The sequence below is a fragment of the Pantoea sp. ABR1s genome, from assembly GCF_057812235.1.
Genome location: NZ_CM173823.1, coordinates 1726840 through 1741624, shown reverse-complemented (window position 1 = coordinate 1741624; position 14785 = coordinate 1726840). Strand labels below are relative to the sequence as shown.

12 protein-coding genes are annotated in these 14785 nt (G+C 57.3%); all 12 read right to left on the bottom strand.

All coding sequences use genetic code 11. The annotated features are described in order from the left end of the window. Positions 1–4: 4 nt before the first annotated feature. The 12 genes from flhE to cheA all read right to left on the bottom strand — a co-directional run bounded on the left by flhE (position 5) and on the right by cheA (position 14783). Positions 5–397, bottom strand: coding sequence for a flagellar protein FlhE (flhE, locus tag ACXKZD_RS07995; RefSeq protein WP_010670816.1), 393 nt, complete (start codon positions 395–397; stop codon positions 5–7). Continuing rightward, positions 397–2490, bottom strand: coding sequence for a flagellar biosynthesis protein FlhA (gene flhA, locus ACXKZD_RS07990; RefSeq protein ID WP_010258569.1), 2094 nt, complete (start codon positions 2488–2490; stop codon positions 397–399). The genes flhE and flhA overlap by 1 nt, the downstream gene beginning before the upstream one ends. Beyond that, complete coding sequence (gene flhB, locus ACXKZD_RS07985; RefSeq protein WP_010258565.1) at positions 2483–3634, bottom strand: flagellar biosynthesis protein FlhB; 1152 nt, start codon at positions 3632–3634, stop codon at positions 2483–2485. The genes flhA and flhB overlap by 8 nt, the downstream gene beginning before the upstream one ends. Before the next feature lie 188 nt (positions 3635–3822). Then, positions 3823–4464, bottom strand: coding sequence for a protein phosphatase CheZ (gene cheZ, locus ACXKZD_RS07980; RefSeq protein ID WP_003849160.1), 642 nt, complete (start codon positions 4462–4464; stop codon positions 3823–3825). 9 nt (positions 4465–4473) lie between these two features. Continuing rightward, positions 4474–4863 carry a chemotaxis response regulator CheY gene (gene cheY / locus ACXKZD_RS07975; protein ID WP_010258559.1) on the bottom strand — a complete coding sequence of 130 codons (390 nt, stop codon included), beginning with the start codon at positions 4861–4863 and terminating at the stop codon, positions 4474–4476. A gap of 39 nt (positions 4864–4902) precedes the next feature. After that, positions 4903–5952, bottom strand: coding sequence for a protein-glutamate methylesterase/protein-glutamine glutaminase (locus ACXKZD_RS07970; RefSeq protein ID WP_010258555.1), 1050 nt, complete (start codon positions 5950–5952; stop codon positions 4903–4905). After that, entirely contained in the window at positions 5952–6824 is an 873-nt protein-coding gene (cheR, locus tag ACXKZD_RS07965; RefSeq protein WP_010258551.1) for a protein-glutamate O-methyltransferase CheR, read from the bottom strand. Before cheR ends, ACXKZD_RS07970 begins: the two co-directional genes overlap by 1 nt. An 80-nt stretch (positions 6825–6904) precedes the next feature. Beyond that, positions 6905–8581 carry a methyl-accepting chemotaxis protein gene (locus ACXKZD_RS07960; protein WP_010258548.1) on the bottom strand — a complete coding sequence of 559 codons (1677 nt, stop codon included), beginning with the start codon at positions 8579–8581 and terminating at the stop codon, positions 6905–6907. Positions 8582–8687: 106 nt separating this feature from the next. Beyond that, positions 8688–10250, bottom strand: coding sequence for a methyl-accepting chemotaxis protein (locus tag ACXKZD_RS07955; protein WP_010258545.1), 1563 nt, complete (start codon positions 10248–10250; stop codon positions 8688–8690). A gap of 194 nt (positions 10251–10444) precedes the next feature. Beyond that, positions 10445–12118, bottom strand: a complete 1674-nt coding sequence (locus ACXKZD_RS07950; protein WP_033757951.1) for a methyl-accepting chemotaxis protein — start codon at positions 12116–12118, stop codon at positions 10445–10447. A 161-nt stretch (positions 12119–12279) separates the two neighbouring features. Then, positions 12280–12777, bottom strand: a complete 498-nt coding sequence (gene cheW, locus ACXKZD_RS07945; RefSeq protein WP_010258541.1) for a chemotaxis protein CheW — start codon at positions 12775–12777, stop codon at positions 12280–12282. Between the two features lie 23 nt (positions 12778–12800). Then, positions 12801–14783: a chemotaxis protein CheA gene (cheA, locus tag ACXKZD_RS07940; protein WP_187661369.1), complete on the bottom strand. Its 1983-nt coding sequence runs from the start codon at positions 14781–14783 to the stop codon at positions 12801–12803. Between the last annotated feature and the right edge of the window lie 2 nt (positions 14784–14785).

Sequence of the window (14785 nt, the reverse complement as noted above, 5' to 3'; positions counted from 1 at the left end):
ATCCTTACTCGTAATTGACCATCACTTCACTGCTCACCACCCGTAATCCGGGTGGCAGCGCCCCGCTTCCGGCGAAACCAAACACCATATGCAGGGTCTCACTGGCGCTCAGATGTGCCAGCCCGCGCGTGGTGCCGCTTGCCCCCTCCAGGGAAGTGCAGCGCTGTTCGCCGCACAAGCGCACCTGCAGGCCGGACGGGGCCGGTCTGCTCAGCTGATAACGCCAGTTAATAACGCTGACCTCCCCGCCAATGTCGGCGGGCGGCGTCAGCGGCTGCGCCCGTTGCCAGCTGCCGCGGTTCGCCAGCAGCGGCCCATTGGCCGTGGCACTCCAGGCACCACCGGCCGCCTGCGCCATCAGTGGCAGCATCACGAATGCCATCACCAGCCAGCGCATTATTTACCTCCGATGGTGGCAGTCATACGGATCTGACGGTTGTCGCTCAGCTCCAGATTAGAGAGCACCACCAGCTGTGGCAGATTGCGGCGCAGGAAACGCGCCAGCAGCGCACGCAGCGGATGATTGACCAGCAGCACCGGCGGCGCGCCCAGCATCTCCTGACGCTGTAATGCCGCCTGTGCCTGACTTAACAGCCGATCGGCCAGACCCGGCTCCAGTCCGCCACCGCCCTGCAACGCCTGTAACAGCAGGCGCTCCAGCGTGGAATCGAGCCCGATAACCTGCACTTCGTCATTACCCGGGAACCACTGCTGAGTAATCGCACGGCCCAGCGCCACACGCACCACGCTGGTCAGCTCCTGCGGATCGCTCTGCACCGGCGCATGTTCCGCCAGCGTTTCGATAATGGTGCGCATATCGCGAATCGACACCCGCTCCACCAGCAGGTTCTGCAGCACCTTGTGCAGGGTGGTCAGCGAGATCACTCCCGGCACCAGATCTTCGGTCAGCTTCGGCATCTCCTGAGTCACACGATCCAGCAACTGCTGCGCTTCCTGACGGCCAAACAGCTCGCTGGCGAACTGGCCAATCAGATGGTTAAGGTGGGTTGCCACCACGGTACTGGCTTCAACCACGGTAAAGCCCTGAATCTGTGCCTGCTCTTTCAGCGCGCTATCAATCCAGACCGCCGCCAGTCCAAAGGCGGGATCAACGGTCGCTTCGCCTGGCAGACTTCCGGCAGCCGTGCCCGGGTTAATCGCCATCCAGCGGCCAGGATAGGCATCACCGCTGCCAATCTCCACCCCTTTCATCAGGATGCGATAGCGTGCCGGTGGCAGCTCCATGTTGTCGCGGATATGCACTACCGGCGGCAGGAAACCGACATCCTGAGCGACTTTCTTACGGATACTGCGGATACGTCCCAGCAGCTCACCGTTTTGCTGATGATCGACCATCGGAATCAGGCGATAGCCCACTTCCATGCCCAGCGTATCTTCCAGCTGCACATCGGTCCACGACGCTTCGGTGGCGGCTGGCGTATCCGCCGTTTTGGCGATGCCGCCCGTGACTTCCACTTTCTTCTTCGGCTGCATTTCGCGGCCGCGCAGCCACCAGGCCAGACCCAGTAAGGCGGCGGTGAACAGCAGGAAGACGAAGTTCGGCATGCCCGGCACCAGACCGAGCAGACCAATCACGCCGGCGCTCAGCATCAGCACGCGCGGATCTTTGAACAGCTGGGTGACCATCTGTTCGCCGACATCCTGATCGGTGGCAACGCGCGTCACGATAACACCGGCTGCGGTAGAGATAACCAGCGCCGGGATCTGCGCGACCAGACCATCACCGATGGTCAGCAGCGTATAGGTCTCTGCGGCATGACCCACATCCATACCGTGCTGCACCACGCCCACCAGCAGGCCGCCGATGACGTTGATCACCATGATCATAATACCGGCGACGGCATCACCACGAACGAACTTACTGGCACCGTCCATCGAACCGTAGAAGTCCGCTTCCTGGGTCACTTCGGCACGGCGGCGTTTGGCGTCATCTTCACCGATCAGACCGGCGTTGAGGTCGGCATCGATCGCCATCTGCTTACCGGGCATCCCGTCCAGCACAAAGCGCGCGCCCACTTCGGCGATACGGCCAGCACCTTTGGTGATAACCATAAAGTTGATGATGACGAGGATGATAAACACCACGATACCGATGGCGAAGTTACCGCCCACCAGGAAGTGACCGAACGCTTCAACCACCTGTCCTGCCGCGGCGGCACCCGTATGCCCTTCCATCAGGATGATACGGGTTGAAGCCACGTTCAGCGCCAGACGCAGCAAGGTAGAGAACAGCAGAATGGTCGGGAACGCCGCAAACTCCAGGGTCCGCTGGGTGAACATCGCCACCAGCAGGATCATGATCGACAGCGCAATGTTAAAGGTGAACAGCAGATCGAGGATGAACGGCGGTAATGGCAGAACCATCATCGACAGGATCATCAGGATCAGTACCGGCCCGGCCAGCACCTGCCACTGCATATCTTTAAAGTTGCCCGGTAAACGTAGTTTTGCGGCCAGGTTATTAGCCATCGTTTTTGCTCTCTCCTGCAAAGTCCATCTCTGCCGGAACCGGCAGGTTTTTTGGTTTGGTTGGGATCAGGCCGCCTTCGCGCTTCCAGCGACGCGACTGCCAGACCCACGCCAGCACCTCGGCCACGGCGGCATAGAGCGCGCCGGGAATGTGCTGACCAATTTCAGTATGTCGGTATAACGCACGCGCCAGCGGCGGTGCTTCCAGAACCGGGATGCGGTGTTCGGCAGCCAGTTCACGAATTCTCAGGGCGATCTCACCTGCGCCTTTCGCCACCACTTTCGGCGCACTCATCTTCTTCTCGTTGTACTGCAGTGCCACCGAGTAGTGCGTCGGGTTGGTGACGATGACATCGGCTTTCGGCACATCCGCCATCATTCGGCGTCGCGCTGCGGCGCGCATCTGCTGCCGGATGCGCCCTTTAACGTGCGGGTCACCTTCCTGCTGCTTATGCTCGTCGCGGATCTCCTGCATCGACATTTTCAGCTTTTTAAAGTGGCTGTGCAGCTGCCAGAAGACGTCATACCCGACCATCGGGATCAGCCCCAGCATCACCAGCGAACAGCAGACTGCGATCATCTCCATGCCGTGAATCAGCGCGGTGACGGGCGCTTCGCTGATCAACCGCAGCATCTCGGGCCAGTGGCTCCAGATGTACCACCAGCCCACCGAGCCAACCAGAATAGTCTTGAGGATGCCTTTAAACAGTTCGGTCCAGGCCTGCGCCGCAAACATTCGCTTGAACCCAGCCATCGGGCTCATCTTCTTCAGGTCGAACTTGATCGATTTACCGCTGAAAACGATACCGCCCAGCAGCATGGGCGCGGCGATTGCCACCAGCACCAGACCGCCCATCAATGGCAGCAGCGCCATCAGTGCCTGCGTGATCAGGCTGCCGATGTGGCTGACGATAATTTTGTCATCTCTGACCATGCCGTGATCAAAACGGAGTCCGGTGGCGACCATCGCCGCCAGCCGGTGCGCCATCATGTTGCCGCCCATCCACAGGATCATGATGCCGGCCAGCAGCATCAGTACGGATGTGAGTTCGCGCGAACGCGGAATCTGGCCCTCTTCACGCGCTTTCTCAAGTCGGTGGGCCGTGGGCGATTCTGTTTTGTCTTCGTCGCTATCTTCAGCCACGACAAACCTCGGTTGGCAGGAATTCTGAGCATAGGATGCCAAATCTGGCTTAAGTTAAAGCGGAGATAAGATGAAGAAAACAGGCGTTCTTTCGGGGATGGGTCTGACAATGCGGAACGGGGCCACCCGAAGGTGACCCTGTTTATTATAACCTGCAGCTGTTTTGCCCGCCCGCAGGCGGACGAAACCTAGAACCCTAAGCTGTCCAGCAGGTCATCAACCTGATCCTGGTTCGCCACCACGCCCGGTGCATCGGCGTGAATCTGCGGCCCGTTCAGCAGGCTGGTGCCTTCCTGACGCTTCTCAGCGCTGACTTCTGGCATATTCTCCAGCAGCACCATTAACAGCTGGCGCTCAATTTCCTGGATCACATCCATCATGCGCTTGATCACCTGACCGGTCAGGTCCTGGAAATCCTGCGCCATCATGATTTCAAGCAGCTGCTTGTTGGTAAAGGCGGTATGCTCTGGCACGGCGGTGAGGAATGCGCGCGTATCCGTCACCAACTCCCGCGCATCACCCAGTTCAATCGGGTTCTCAAACCACTCATCCCAACGCCCTTTCAGCTGGGTTGCCCCGGCTTCCATCTTATCCTGATGGGGTTGTGCTGCTTCAACACAGTTCAACGCACGGTCGGCGGCCTGCGCCGTCATCTGCACAACATAATCCAGACGGTCGCGGGCATCAGGAATGGCTTCAGCCGCATCGGCTATGGCTTTATCCAGCCCCAGCTCGCGCAGGCTGTCGCGCAGCATGCGCGTCAGAGAGCCAATACGTGAAATGATGTCGTGTGCCGCGGCATCCTCAGTTGGTTTCGGAAAGTCGCTCATCACATCCCCTTACATGCCCAGTTTTTCGAAAATTTTACCCAGCTTTTCTTCCAGGGTTGCCGCAGTGAATGGCTTCACGACATATCCGCTGGCACCGGCCTGGGCGGCGGCGATAATGTTCTCTTTCTTCGCTTCCGCGGTCACCATCAACACCGGCAGCGAACTCATTGCCGCGTCGGCACGAATGGTCTGCAGCAGCTGCAGGCCATCCATGTTTGGCATGTTCCAGTCGGAAATCACGAAGTCGAAACCACCCGCTTTCAGTTTGCCGAGGGCGTCCACACCATCTTCCGCTTCTTCTACGTTATTGAAGCCCAGCTCTTTCAGCAGGTTACGCACAATACGACGCATCGTATTGAAGTCGTCTACTACCAAAAAGCGCATGTTTTTATCAGCCATATCTACTCCTGAGTTGTCTCGCCCGGCGGGACGGGCCTGTTAAATACGCAATGCCTGTCCGGCGCTAATTTTCGCCAGCATATGCTGGCTGATGTTGCTTAAATCCACGACTTCGCTCACGCCGCCTGTGGCAATGGCCTCACGCGGCATGCCAAATACCACACAGCTGGCTTCGTTCTGGGCAATAGTCCAGGCGCCTGCCCGATGCATTTCCAGCATCCCGGCGGCACCGTCGTTGCCCATGCCGGTGAGGATGACCCCCACCGCATTTCGTCCGGCGTAAGTTGCCACCGATTTAAACAGCACATCCACAGAGGGTTTGTGCCGGTTAACCGGTGGTCCTTCATTCAGTTTCACCACATAGTTGGCGCCACTTCGGGCCAGCTCCATGTGCATTGCGCCTGGCGCGATGTAGGCATGGCCTGGCAGAATACGCTCACCATCTTCAGCTTCCTTCACCGTGATCTGACACAACTTGTTCAGACGCTCGGCAAAAGAGCGGGTAAAGCCTGGCGGCATATGCTGGGTAATCAGCAGTGCCGGGCTGGTCGCCGGTAACGGCTGCAGCACATGGCGAATCGCCTCGGTACCCCCGGTTGAGGAGCCAATCGCAATCAGCTTCTCACTACTCAGCAGCGGGCCCGCTTTCAGCGTCGCCGGCACCGGCATCGCTGCACGGTTGTGCAGTCGGGCACGGGAAGCGGCACGAATTTTGTCGCCAATCATCTGGCTGTAAGACAGCATCCCTTCGCGGATACCGAGCTGTGGCTTGGTGACGAAATCCACCGCTCCCAGCTCCAGCGCGCGCAGGGTAATTTCAGAGCCTTTCCCGGTCAGCGATGAAACCATCACCACCGGCATTGGCCGTAACCGCATCAGTTTTTCCAGGAAATCGAGGCCATCCATGCGCGGCATTTCCACATCCAGCGTCAGCACCTGCGGATTGAACTGCTTAATCAAATCGCGGGCGACCAGCGGATCGGGCGCCGTAGCGACCATCTCCATATCCGGATGGCTGTTGATGATTTCAGTCATCAACTGCCGCATCAGCGCAGAGTCATCTACGCACATCACGGTGATTTTGCTCATCATCTTTCCTTCGTCAGTCCATAGACGGTTTGCCCGCGCAGCCAGAACTCTTTACTGATCTGACTGAAGTTTTCTGAGTGACCGGCGAACAGAATGCCGCCCGGCTTCAGGAGCGGGACAAACCGACGCAGAATCTTCTCCTGCGTCTCTTTATCGAAATAGATCATCACGTTGCGACAGAAAATAGCGTCGAACTGACCCGGCAGCGCCCAGTCATTGGCCAGCAGGTTAAGCTGCGCGTAAGTGACCATATTGGTCAGCTCGGGACGCGCCCGCACCATACCGGCATGAGGACCGGTGCCGCGCAGGAAGTAGCGCTGCATTTGCGCGGGTGACAGCGTACGCAGCTCCTCCTGGCGATAAACACCCGCCACCGCTTTTTCCAGCACCTGGGTGTCGATATCGCTGGCATGAACCTGGAACTTGCCCGGTCCGGTGCCCAGCGCTTCCGCCAGCGTCATGGCGATGGAGTAAGGCTCTTCGCCGGTTGACGCTGCGGTACTCCAGACGCTGAAGTTGCCCTGTCGCTTACGTGCATGCTCCGCCAGAATCGGGAAGTGATGCGCTTCGCGGAAGAACGCGGTCAGGTTAGTGGTCAGGGCATTGATAAACGCCTGCCACTCGGCACTGTTCGGATCGGACTCCAGCAGCGCCAGGTAGCGACCGAAATCATCGATATTCAGCGTACGCAGGCGACGAACCAGACGGTTGTAAACCATCTCACGCTTGTGATCGGCCAGTACGATACCGGCACGCTGATAGATCAGCTGGCTGATACGACGAAAATGCGTATCGGAGAGCGGTAAACGCTGCACCATTTGCGACAGCAGCGTTGTCGTCTCATTTTGATCTAAAATTGTCGATTTTTTCATCTCTGCACCTGGCCCGAACTAAATACATTATTTGTCTGCTGCGATGCCCGGCGGCTCAATAGCGGCCGGGCCACGGGCGTTTAAAAGGTTTCCCAGTTGTCGTCGCTGCGGGTAGCAGGCGAACGACCAACGGCTAACGGTGCATCTGACTGGAGAGTTTTCATCGCCGTTGTCTTGTTAACGGCCTGAGCGACAAATTCTTTACCAATATTGAACACTGATACCGCTTGTTTTAAGTGACTTGCCTGATCTTCGAGCGCTGCAGCCGCTGCCGCTGACTCTTCGACCAGTGAGGCGTTCTGCTGGGTGACGCGATCCATCTCGGTCACGGCAAGGCCCACCTGGTCAATGCCACGGCTCTGCTCGTCTGACGCTGAGGCGATCTCACCCATGATGTCGGTGACGCGGGTGACCGCGCTGACGATGTTGCTCATGGTGTCACCGGCGCTCTCTACCAGCACCGAGCCGGTATTAACGCGGCTAACCGAATCTTCAATCAGACCTTTAATCTCTTTGGCGGCCTGGGCGCTGCGCTGCGCCAGGCTGCGCACTTCACCGGCAACGACCGCAAAACCGCGACCCTGTTCACCGGCACGCGCCGCTTCAACCGCCGCATTCAGCGCCAGGATGTTGGTCTGGAAGGCGATGCCATCAATCACACTGGTGATATCGGCAATCTTTTTGGAACTGCCCGCAATTTCTTTCATGGTGGTGACCACGCCATCCACCACTTTGCCGCCCTGCTGCGCGGTTTCAGAGGCGGTCAGCGCCAGCTTGGACGCCTGACGGGCGTTTTCGGCATTCTGCTTCACGGTCGCGGTGAGCTGCTCCATGCTGGCAGCGGTCTGCTCCAGCGAAGCGGCCTGCTGTTCGGTACGCGAAGAGAGATCGTTATTGCCGATGGAGATTTCGCTGGCACCGGTATAGATGGCATCAGAGCCGTCTCGTACGGTACGCACGGTACGGACCAGCTCCTGCTGCATGTGCTGCAGCGAAGTCAGTAACTCACCGATTTCGTTACGTACGCTAATCTCAACCGGCTGGGTCAAGTCGCCCCGTGCGATGTGCTGGATATGCTCAATACTCTGACGCAGCGGACGGATCAGCACCGAGCGCATCACGTTCCACACCAGGATAATCATCAGCAAGGTCACTGCCAGTGTGGCGATGACAATAGTGATGGAGCGGGTATACGCGTGCTGGTTGGCTTCCACACCCTGCTGAGACAGCGCTTTATTGTGCTCAAGCCACTCGCTGTAATCTTTCTGGAACTTGTCCTGGTAGCTCTGGGTCGGCTGATCCACAAAACCTTTGAAATTGCCGGCGGTGAAGAAGACCATCAGCTCCGCCAGCGCATCGTGATAGGCCTTGTAGTTCGCCTGTAACGCCCGGACGTTTTCGGCCGTTTTGCCTTCTTCTGACAGGTTATCGTTGAATATCTGATAGCTGACTTCAGCCTGCTTCAGCTCCTCGCCCGCCAGGGCGACCAGCTCTTTCACGCTGGCACCCGAGCCCGACATCTGTGCATCCTGCAGAAAACGGATACCGGCGCGGTTAAGGGTATTGCGCGCCTGAACCAGCGAAACCCATGAGGTGCCCATCGCCTGTTGCAGAGTATTCAGGCGTTGGTTGTAGGCAAAATTCTCTTTATCTGAACTGACAGTTTTGAAAAACATTCCGCCGGAAAACAGCTGCAGCAGCGCAAACAGCGCCAGCACACACAGCAGGCCGGAGACGACTCGTACTCGACTAAACATAAACACCTCATTGGTTGGCGATTCGTGTGTATTTATCGGCGGAGACGGGGGGAACTTTATGCATGGCGACGGCTTTACGCCGCCGCCATGTTGAAAGAGGAAAAAATCAGGCGCGGGAAATTTTGAAAACGGAGACGGCCTGGGTCAGGACGCTGGCCTGCTGCTCCAGTGCGGCCGCAGCGGCGGCAGATTCCTCAACCAGCGAGGCGTTCTGCTGGGTCACGCGATCCATTTCGGTAACGGCCAGACCGACCTGCTCGATACCGCGGCTCTGCTCATCGGAAGCGGAGGCGATCTCACCCATGATGTCGGTAACGCGGGTCACGGCACCCACAATCTCATTCATGGTGCTGCCGGCGCTTTCAACCTGCAGTGAACCGCTGTTGACGCGTGACACCGAGTCTTCAATCAGGCCTTTAATCTCTTTGGCGGCCTGAGCGCTGCGCTGGGCCAGACTGCGCACTTCACCGGCCACCACCGCAAAACCGCGACCCTGTTCACCGGCACGTGCCGCTTCAACCGCCGCATTCAGCGCCAGGATATTAGTCTGGAAGGCGATGCCGTCGATCACGCTGATAATGTCCGCGATTTTCTTCGAGCTGCCGGCGATCTCTTTCATGGTTGTGACCACGCCATTCACCACTTTACCGCCCTGCTGCGCGGTTTCGGAGGCGGTCAGCGCCAGCTGGGATGCCTGACGGGCGTTGTCAGCATTCTGCTTCACCGTGGCGGTAAGCTGCTCCATGCTGGCGGCGGTCTGCTCCAGCGAAGCGGCCTGCTCTTCGGTGCGGGCCGACAGGTCGTTGTTACCGGCGGCGATTTCGCTGGCACCGGTAAAGATGGCATCAGAGCCGTCACGCACATTCCCCACCGTCATCACCAGCGACTGCTGCATCTCATGAATGCCTGCTGCCAGCTGGCTCATCTCATTACGCCCCTCAACCACAATCGGCTGGGTCAAATCGCCGGAGGCAATAGCGCGTATCTGTGCCAGCAGCTGTTGCAGCGGCTGAATCAGCACCTGACGCAGGCCAAACCAGCAGGTAATAATCACCGCAAGCACCGCAACACCAATCGCGGCCAGCAGCCACATCATCTGTTTAAAGGCTTTCTGGTTCTGCTCCATTCCCTGATCGGAAAGCTCAGTCTGACGCGCACGCCATTTGTTGTAACTCTCCTGCATCGCGACCTGTTTCTGCTCAATGTTCTGTTTAAACATCCCTTCCAGGTCACGCGCCTGCAGACTTTTTACCATCGCCTTCAGGCCGTTTTCGTAGTTAGCGTAATCGGCTTCAAGCGTGTCGCCCATGGTTTCGTCAAGACCTGACGTGGTTGGCAGATGGTAATAGATTTTAAAGTGGCGATCGGCTTCCGCTAACTGGGTATTGGCTTTGTTGATCAGCTCATCAAGCTGACCACCGTTCATCTGCGAGGCCATGCTGGTCTGTAAGCGCAGCATGCCGCGGTTCAGCGTGGTACGACTGTTGTTCAGTGAAATATAGGCGTCAGTCATCTCGGTGACATTGCGATTAGAGACCTGCGACAGCGCAAAGGACTCTTTGTCTTTATTGAGGGCTGACCAGAAAAGGCTGCCAGCGACTAGCTGGAGCGCGCCGAAGATGACCAGGACTGCGATTAAACTGGTCACCACTTTTATTTTTTTTAACATCTTGTTCCCCTGCAGGTTAATTTAGGTGCAGCGGCTATATCGGCGATGTAACAGGATTAATTAACGCTATTCAGCGCTTTCAGGAGAGAAGTGGCTTTTGTAATTATTTTTATCAGCATGAGCTGCTGAGTTTGGCTTTACGCAGAGGAATCGCGAGGGGTTGCTGCGCATCCCGCAGGATGCGCAGCATGACATCAGAAGGTTTCCCAGTGAGTATCACTGACCGGTGCCGTCAGGGCTTTGCGTGGTGCCAGCGCCGCCGTAGCGGGTGCGGCAATCGGCAGATGCTTTGTCAGCGTCTGCTGCAATGCGCCGCGTTTAATTTTGAAGACCGACACTGACTGACTTAACCGGCTGGCCTGATCTTCCAGCGAGGCGGCTGCGGCAGCGGACTCTTCCACCAGCGAGGCGTTCTGCTGGGTAACGCGATCCATCTCAGTGACCGCCTGCCCGACCTGATCGATACCGCGACTCTGCTCGTCCGACGCCGAGGCGATTTCACCCATGATGTCGGTGACGCGCGTAACCGCACTGACGATATCGCTCATGGTTTCCCCGGCGGTGCCGACCAGTTGCGAACCGACATTGACCCGGTTCACTGAGTCATCGATCAACCCTTTGATCTCTTTTGCCGCCTGGGCGCTGCGCTGGGCCAGATTACGCACCTCGCCCGCGACCACGGCAAAACCGCGACCCTGCTCGCCGGCACGCGCCGCTTCAACGGCGGCGTTAAGCGCCAGAATATTAGTCTGGAAAGCAATGCCATCAATCACGCTGGTGATATCGGCAATCTTCTTCGAGCTGCTGGCGATTTCGCTCATGGTTTTCACGACACCCGCCACCACGTTGCCGCCTTTTTCTGCGGTTTCTGAGGCGCTGAGTGCCAGCTGTGACGCCTGGCGGGCGTTTTCGGCGTTCTGTTTCACCGTGGCAGTGAGCTGCTCCATGCTGGCCGCCGTCTGCTCCAGTGACGCAGCCTGCTGTTCTGTGCGGGCAGAAAGATCATTGTTTCCGGCAGAGATCTCGCTGGCACCGGTGAAAATCGCATCCGAGCCGTCACGCACATTGGTCACCGTGCGCACCAGTGACTGCTGCATGTCATGCAGACTGGCCGCGAGCTGAGTCATCTCATTGCGCCCTTCCACCACAATCGGCTGGGTTAAATCGCCCTGGGCGATATGCTGAATGTGATTAATGCTGCTGTTGAGGGGTGTCATCACGATTTTGCGCAGTCCAAACCAGCAGAGCACGATCACGGCGACCACGACGGCCATGATGGTGGAGAGGATCCACATCATACGGCTGTAAGCAGAACTGTTCTCTTCAACACCAAGCGTAGTCAGGCGATTCTGATCGGCTCGCCATTCACGGTAAACCGTCAGAAACGCACTCTGGCTTGGCGCCACCGGGGCTTTACCGGCCGCAATCAGATCGTTTGCCTGTAGCGCGGTCTGCAACTGATCCAGCGCAGCGCCATAGTCGCTGTAGCGCTGCTCCAGCTGGTTGTTTAACTCACTATTTTGTCCCGGCGTATCGGGTGTCTCTTTAAAGACTTTGAAAAAACCGGCGGCCGCCTGCTGAAAGTTTTTGCTGTCGTCAAACAGCGTGGCGACATCGGCCGTTTTGCCTTCCAGCTTACTGGTGGCGAAACGCAGCTGAATACGGGTCAGCAGCACCCGGCTCTGGTTAAGACTCATATAGGCGTCGTTGAGCGACTGCGTATTTTGCATCGCCAGCTGCGACACGGCGAAGCTTTGCTTGTCGTGGCTTAATGCGGAGTAGAAAACAGAACCGGAGAAGGCCTGTAACAGCCCAAACACCAGCAACACCAGTAACAGGCTGGTGACAACACGGATTTTCGTTAACATGAGTAACCTTGAAGAAAGTAGGTAATTAAAGTGACTGAGGGATTATCGGCAGGTGACAGCGGGAAATTAGAGTGCAATGCGGCTTTATTGTATGATTAGAAAGGAATTATCGCTCAGTGAAACTATCACGGGCCAGCCATAACCGGCCCGTGATGATTCAATTACGCGCTACGCAGGTTATCCACCAGCGCCATCTCGTCGCTGCTCAGCAGCTTCTCAATGTCGACCAGAATCAGCATGCGATCGCCCAGCGCACCCAGACCGGTCAGGTACTCGGTGGACATGGTCACAGCGAACTCTGGTGAAGGACGGATCTGATCCTGGGTCAGCGACAGCACATCAGAGACGCCGTCAACCACAATACCGACCACGCGATTTTCCAGATTCAGCACGATAACCACGGTGTTTTCATTGTACTCAACATCGGGCTGCGCAAACTTCACGCGCAGATCGATAATCGGCACGATAACGCCGCGCAGGTTAGTGACGCCGCGGATAAATTCAGGGGTATTTGCGATACGCGTTACCTGATCGTAACCGCGAATTTCCTGAACTTTGAGGATATCGATGCCGTACTCTTCGTCGCCCAGCGTGAAGACCAGAAACTCCTGACCCACAGTTTCGCCAGCGATTTTTGTCACGGTTGCCATTCCATTCATGTTATTTACCCTTTCGTTATCAATCAGGCGGCAGCGCCAGCCACACGTTTTTCACGGTTAAGTGATTGCAGTGCTGAAACATCAACAATCAGCGCCACGCTACCATCGCCAAGAATGGTGGCGGCGGAGATGCCCGGCACTTTGCGATAGTTACTTTCCAGGTTCTTCACCACCACCTGATGCTGGCCAATCAGCTGATCGACCAGTAGCGCGTAACGTTTGCCCGCGCTTTGCAGGATTACCACGATGCCCTGAGTGGCCTCGGTTTTGGCATCCTGCACATCAAAGACGTTCCACAGCTCGACCAGTGGCAGATATTCGCCACGCACTTCCAGCACGCACTCGCCACCGGCCAGCGGTTTCAGCTCTTCGGCGCGCGGTTGCAGCGACTCCATCACCGCATTCAGCGGCAGAATAAAGACTTCATCGGCCACACGAACGGACATCCCATCAAGGATGGCCAGGGTCAGCGGCAGCAGGATACGAATGGTGGTGCCTTTGCCCTGCTTCGAGGCGATTTCGACGTGACCGCCCATCTCCTGAATATTTCGTTTCACCACGTCCATACCGACGCCGCGTCCTGAAACATCCGTCACCTGCTCTGCGGTGGAGAAGCCCGGAGCGAAGATCAGCATGCCGACCTCTTCGTCGCTCATGTTCTCGTGAACCGGCAGGCCCGATGAGAGGGCTTTAGCCAGAATACGTTCACGGTTCAGACCGGCACCATCATCAGACACTTCAATGCAGATGTTGCCGCCCTGATGTTCCGCTGAAAGCGTCAGGTTACCGGTTGCCACTTTACCGGCCACCAGACGTTTCTCTGGCGTTTCGATACCGTGGTCAAGGCTGTTACGCACCAGGTGCGTTAATGGATCGATGATGCGCTCAATCAGGCTCTTATCGAGTTCGGTTGAGCTGCCCAGCAGCGTCAGTTCGACCTCTTTGCCGAGTTTGCTGGCCAGGTCACGCACCAGACGCGGGAAGCGGCTGAAGACATATTCCATTGGCATCATACGAATCGACATCACCGATTCCTGCAGATCGCGGGCGTTACGCTCCAGCTGACCCATGCTGTTCAGCAGGTCACCGTGCGCGACCGGATCGAGTTCGCCGGAACGCTGAGCGAGCATTGACTGGGTAATCACCAGTTCGCCCACCAGGTTGATCAGCTGATCGACTTTCTCCACCGCAACACGGATGCTGGTGGATTCGCTCGATTTGGCAGGGGCCGCGACGCGCTTACTTTCACGCTTCACTGCGGCCACCGGCAGTTCGGTGACGGTGGCGGTGTGAACGTCTTCCACCACCGGTTCGGCCTCAGCTGCAACAGCAGCTGGCGCGGCAACGGCTTCATCTGCTGCCGGGAAGCGGATCTGTGCTTCGTCGATGACGAAGCAGAGCACCGCCACGATGTCATCTTTACCGACGCCATCAATGCAGACATCCAGCGTGGTGCTGCCTTTCTGTACGTTTGTCAGGGTGCCGAGATTACTCATCTCTTCCAGCATCAGATCGACCTCTTTCTCTTTGAGATCGATCAGCTGTACACGCAGGCCGCTGGTGCTGGCCGATTCTGCGCTGGCAGTGGCAACACTGGCCGGAACATCAGCCGGCAGACCTTTGGCCTCTAGCGCCAACTGGCGCAGCGCTTCACAGATATATTTGAAGCTCTCCGCGTTAGGCTCCTGCGCGGTTTTATAAGCATCGAGCTGTTCCTGCATAATATCTTTGGTTTCCAAAAACAGGTTGATGATGTCGGTGCTGAGCTGCATCTCGCCGCGACGAGCACCATCCAGAATGTTTTCCAGGATATGAGTCGTTTCCTGTAATACCGTAAAACCAAAGGTTCCGGCCCCACCCTTAATGGAGTGAGCGGCACGGAAGATGGCGTTAAGCTGTTCCGAATCTGGCTCCTGCGGGTCTAAGCCCAACAGGTGTTGTTCCATATCCGCTAATAGCTCATCGGCTTCATCAAAAAACGTCTGGTAAAAATCGCTGATGTCCATAC